The organism is Aureimonas altamirensis (assembly GCF_001463885.1).
Taxonomy (GTDB): Bacteria; Pseudomonadota; Alphaproteobacteria; order Rhizobiales; family Rhizobiaceae; genus Aureimonas; species Aureimonas altamirensis.
This window is the reverse complement of the sequence record NZ_BBWQ01000019.1, coordinates 1-5,726: the sequence shown is the minus strand read 5'-3', so window position 1 is coordinate 5,726 and position 5,726 is coordinate 1. Positions and strand designations below refer to the sequence as shown.

The window sequence follows — 5,726 nt, the reverse complement described above, 5'->3', positions numbered from 1 at the left end:
TTGTCGACCGGGTTCTTTGAGAATTGAAGATTGAGAAGAAAGAGAGACGTGGACGGCGGTTGTCTGCGAGGGGACTTTGGCCTGGTATTCCTTTGTCAGGTTGGAGTAGCCCCGAGAGATGACTGACGGTTACGTTTCGCAAGATGAGAGCCTTTGGGGTTTTGGCCCTGAGGGATAATACTCTCGTCGATGCTTTGAGACAGTGACTTAGTCGGGAACACTCTTATCAAACCTGAGAGTTTGATCCTGGCTCAGAACGAACGCTGGCGGCAGGCTTAACACATGCAAGTCGAACGCACCTTTCGGGGTGAGTGGCAGACGGGTGAGTAACGCGTGGGAATCTACCCTTCTCTACGGGATAGCTCCGGGAAACTGGAATTAATACCGTATACGTCCTGAGGGAGAAAGATTTATCGGGGAAGGATGAGCCCGCGTTGGATTAGCTAGTTGGTGGGGTAAAGGCCTACCAAGGCGACGATCCATAGCTGGTCTAAGAGGATGATCAGCCACATTGGGACTGAGACACGGCCCAAACTCCTACGGGAGGCAGCAGTGGGGAATATTGGACAATGGGCGCAAGCCTGATCCAGCCATGCCGCGTGAGTGATGAAGGCCCTAGGGTTGTAAAGCTCTTTCAGTGGGGACGATAATGACGGTACCCACAGAAGAAGCCCCGGCTAACTTCGTGCCAGCAGCCGCGGTAATACGAAGGGGGCTAGCGTTGTTCGGAATTACTGGGCGTAAAGCGCACGTAGGCGGATATTTAAGTCAGGGGTGAAATCCCGGGGCTCAACCCCGGAACTGCCTTTGATACTGGATATCTTGAGTTCGGAAGAGGTAAGTGGAATTGCGAGTGTAGAGGTGAAATTCGTAGATATTCGCAGGAACACCAGTGGCGAAGGCGGCTTACTGGTCCGATACTGACGCTGAGGTGCGAAAGCGTGGGGAGCAAACAGGATTAGATACCCTGGTAGTCCACGCCGTAAACGATGGAAGCTAGCCGTCGGGTGATTTATCACTCGGTGGCGCAGCAAACGCATTAAGCTTCCCGCCTGGGGAGTACGGTCGCAAGATTAAAACTCAAAGGAATTGACGGGGGCCCGCACAAGCGGTGGAGCATGTGGTTTAATTCGAAGCAACGCGCAGAACCTTACCAGCTCTTGACATGCCACGACGATTACCGGAGACGGTATTCTTCCTTCGGGACGTGGACACAGGTGCTGCATGGCTGTCGTCAGCTCGTGTCGTGAGATGTTGGGTTAAGTCCCGCAACGAGCGCAACCCTCGCCCTTAGTTGCCATCATTCAGTTGGGCACTCTAAGGGGACTGCCGGTGATAAGCCGAGAGGAAGGTGGGGATGACGTCAAGTCCTCATGGCCCTTACGGGCTGGGCTACACACGTGCTACAATGGCGGTGACAATGGGCAGCCAACTCGCGAGAGTGCGCTAATCCCAAAAAGCCGTCTCAGTTCGGATTGCACTCTGCAACTCGGGTGCATGAAGTTGGAATCGCTAGTAATCGTGGATCAGCATGCCACGGTGAATACGTTCCCGGGCCTTGTACACACCGCCCGTCACACCATGGGAGTTGGTTCTACCCGAAGGTGGTGCGCTAACCGCAAGGAGGCAGCCAACCACGGTAGGGTCAGCGACTGGGGTGAAGTCGTAACAAGGTAGCCGTAGGGGAACCTGCGGCTGGATCACCTCCTTTCTAAGGACGATCCCGTCACGGCCGTTCGGTCCACCCTCTTCGGATGGTCCGCCGGACAGTTTGTACCGGATTGTTTTAGAACAAAGGCATGGATCAGTCAGGTTCGTGCCGTGCATACAAGTGCCATGCCGGTCTTTGGACTGTCGTGGTGAGGCAGGCGCCGCCGCCCACGTTTCTCTTTCTTCACTGGATGATGGTCCGCTCGCCGGGTGCGCGTTTGTTGCGTGTTCGGCTTTGAGCGGACGAGACGACCTCGGCCGGGGCCGGGATCATGAAGCGGTTCATGGGATCGGGCCCGTAGCTCAGTTGGTTAGAGCGCACCCCTGATAAGGGTGAGGTCGGTAGTTCGAATCTACCCGGGCCCACCACTTCGTGGTGCCGGACGATCGCAGGCACACCGCAGGCAAGGGGCCTTAGCTCAGCTGGGAGAGCATCTGCTTTGCAAGCAGAGGGTCGTCGGTTCGATCCCGACAGGCTCCACCAAGCCTTGAGGTTGGTGTCGAGCGGTCGGTTTGGAAGTTTTATCATCCAGGAAGAAGACAAGGTTTGCAGGGCGTGCTGATGCGCGGTCTGCCTGTTCTGATGACAAAGTGAAGAGAAGACGGGTCCTGAGGGATCGTGTGAAGCGGGCGCCATGTGTGGTGCTTTCGTGGATGCGGTTCCGTCTGGAGCAACGTGCCGCAGGGTTCATCGCCCTTCGGGTTGACACGGGTGTTCCTGCAGGCGGTTGGATATCTGCAAAACGGGTATTCGACACGCCGGGATTGATGTGCCTGACCGCCATCATTGGGTTCCGTCTCTGGAAGCTGGTCTTTTTGCCGGCATGGTTGCTTTTTGTAGGGGCGATCATGTTGGCTGGATACCGCTGCAGGACGTGAGGAGCTGTTGCACGCAGTCTCATGTTTGCGGTGTCCGAGGAATGCGCGAATGTTCGTCCTCTCTCGGTTCTGCGTTTAGGCGCTGGATCTGGATGGGCATTGGCGATGAGAACGATCAAGTGTCTTAAGGGCATCTGGTGAATGCCTTGGCATGCACAGGCGATGAAGGACGTGATACGCTGCGATAAGCCATGGGGAGCTGCGAATAAGCTTTGATCCGTGGATTTCCGAATGGGGCAACCCACCTTTGATGCCTGGAAAACCGGTTTGGCGTTGTCTGCGCGAGTGGATGGCGCCGAAGCGGTTTCCAGGTATCGTTTAGAAGGTATCTAACTTTCGAATACATAGGGGTTAGAAGCGAACTCGGGGAACTGAAACATCTAAGTACCCGAAGGAAAGGACATCAACCGAGACTCCGTTAGTAGTGGCGAGCGAACGCGGACCAGGCCAGTGGCCATATAAGGAAGAAGCGGAACAAGCTGGAAAGCTTGGCAAGAAGGGTGACAGCCCCGTACGCGTAATGTCCTGTATGGTCCATGAGTAAGGCGGGACACGTGAAATCCTGTCTGAAATTCGGGGGACCACCCTCGAAGCCTAAGTACTCGTGCATGACCGATAGTGAACCAGTACCGTGAGGGAAAGGTGAAAAGCACCCCGACAAGGGGAGTGAAATAGAACCTGAAACCGGATGCCTACAAACAGTCGGAGCCCGCAAGGGTGACGGCGTACCTTTTGTATAATGGGTCAGCGACTTAGTCTGGCGAGCAAGCTTAAGCCGGTAGGTGTAGGCGTAGCGAAAGCGAGTCTGAACAGGGCGTTCAGTTCGTCGGATTAGACCCGAAACCGAGTGATCTAGCCATGAGCAGGTTGAAGGTGCGGTAACACGCACTGAAGGACCGAACCCGCATCTGTTGCAATAGATTGGGATGACTTGTGGCTAGGGGTGAAAGGCCAATCAAACTCGGAAATAGCTGGTTCTCCGCGAAATCTATTTAGGTAGAGCGTCGGATGAATACTCCAGGGGGTAGAGCACTGGATGGGCTAGGGGGACTCACCGTCTTACCAAACCTAACCAAACTCCGAATACCTGGAAGTACTGTCCGGCAGACACACGGCGGGTGCTAACGTCCGTCGTGGAGAGGGAAACAACCCTGACCACCAGCTAAGGTCCCCAAGTTATGGCTAAGTGGGAAAGGATGTGAGAATCCCAAAACAACCAGGATGTTGGCTTAGAAGCAGCCATCATTTAAAGAAAGCGTAACAGCTCACTGGTCTAGAATTAAGGGTTCTTGCGCCGAAAATGTACCGGGGCTCAAGCCATACACCGAAGCTGTGGGTTCACTTTTAGGAGTGAGCGGTAGCGGAGCGTTCCGTAGGCCTGTGAAGGCGTACCCGTGAGGGGCGCTGGAGGTATCGGAAGTGCGAATGCTGACATGAGTAACGATAAAGGGAGTGAGAGACTCCCTCGCCGAAAGTCCAAGGGTTCCTGCTTAAAGTTAATCTGAGCAGGGTTAGCCGGCCCCTAAGGCGAGGCCGAAAGGCGTAGTCGATGGGAACCACGTTAATAATCGTGGGCCTGGTGGTGAGTGACGGATCCTGTGTGTTGTCGAGGCTTAACGGATTGTCTCGGCGGCGAAGGGGTCCCAGGAAATAGCCCCACCGAATAGACCGTACCCGAAACCGACACAGGTGGACTGGTAGAGTATACCAAGGCGCTTGAGAGAACTGCGTTGAAGGAACTCGGCAAATTGCACGCGTAACTTCGGAAGAAGCGTGACCCTTTATCGGGCAACCGGTATGGGGTGGCACAGACCAGGGGGTAGCGACTGTTTATCAAAAACACAGGGCTCTGCGAAGTCGCAAGACGACGTATAGGGTCTGACGCCTGCCCGGTGCTGGAAGGTTAAGAGGAGGGGTGCAAGCTCTGAATCGAAGCCCCAGTAAACGGCGGCCGTAACTATAACGGTCCTAAGGTAGCGAAATTCCTTGTCGGGTAAGTTCCGACCTGCACGAATGGCGTAACGACTTCCCCGCTGTCTCCAACGCAGACTCAGTGAAATTGAATTCCCCGTGAAGATGCGGGGTTCCTGCGGTCAGACGGAAAGACCCCGTGCACCTTTACTATAGCTTTACACTGGCATTCGTGTCGGCATGTGTAGGATAGGTGGTAGGCTTTGAAGCGAGGGCGCCAGCTCTCGTGGAGCCATCCTTGAAATACCACCCTTATCGTCATGGATGTCTAACCGCGGCCCGTCATCCGGGTCCGGGACAGTGTATGGTGGGTAGTTTGACTGGGGCGGTCGCCTCCCAAAGAGTAACGGAGGCGCGCGATGGTGGGCTCAGAACGGTCGGAAATCGTTCGTCGAGTGCAATGGCATAAGCCCGCCTGACTGCGAGACAGACAAGTCGAGCAGAGACGAAAGTCGGTCATAGTGATCCGGTGGTCCCGCGTGGAAGGGCCATCGCTCAACGGATAAAAGGTACGCCGGGGATAACAGGCTGATGACCCCCAAGAGTCCATATCGACGGGGTTGTTTGGCACCTCGATGTCGGCTCATCGCATCCTGGGGCTGGAGCAGGTCCCAAGGGTTTGGCTGTTCGCCAATTAAAGCGGTACGTGAGCTGGGTTCAGAACGTCGTGAGACAGTTCGGTCCCTATCTGCCGTGGGTGTAGGAATATTGACAGGATCTGTCCCTAGTACGAGAGGACCGGGATGGACGTATCTCTGGTGGACCTGTTGTGGCGCCAGCCGCATAGCAGGGTAGCTATATACGGTCGGGATAACCGCTGAAGGCATCTAAGCGGGAAACCCACCTGAAAACGAGTGTTCCCTATCAGAGCCGTGGAAGACCACCACGTCGATAGGCCGGGTGTGGAAGCGAGGTAACTCGTGAAGCTTACCGGTACTAATAGCTCGATCGGCTTGATCGTTCTCATTCGCCAATGCCCATTCCCAAAAGACACAGCTTCCAATGCACTTAGCCGACCTGGTGGTCATTGCGAGGGCCATGCACCCGATCCCATGCCGAACTCGGCCGTGAAATCCCTCCGCGCCAATGATACTTCGTCTCAAGACGCGGGAAAGTCGGTCGCTGCCAGGTCTGCTAAGTGCATCTCTCTCTCTCTTCACATCATC

2 tRNA genes and 3 rRNA genes are annotated in these 5,726 nt (G+C 55.4%); all 5 read left to right on the top strand.

Going from position 1 to position 5,726, the window contains the following annotated elements:
- Positions 1-228: 228 nt before the first annotated feature.
- Positions 229-1,711, top strand: a 16S ribosomal RNA gene (locus AUL31_RS14610).
- A gap of 291 nt (positions 1,712-2,002) precedes the next feature.
- A tRNA-Ile gene (locus AUL31_RS14605) sits at positions 2,003-2,079 on the top strand.
- A 39-nt stretch (positions 2,080-2,118) separates the two neighbouring features.
- Positions 2,119-2,194: transfer RNA gene (locus AUL31_RS14600), tRNA-Ala, on the top strand.
- Between the two features lie 508 nt (positions 2,195-2,702).
- Positions 2,703-5,521 (top strand): 23S ribosomal RNA (locus tag AUL31_RS14595).
- Between the two features lie 55 nt (positions 5,522-5,576).
- Positions 5,577-5,691 (top strand): 5S ribosomal RNA (rrf, locus tag AUL31_RS14590).
- The 16S, 23S and 5S rRNA genes sit together here with 2 tRNA genes alongside, the layout of an rRNA operon.
- Positions 5,692-5,726: the final 35 nt, after the last annotated feature.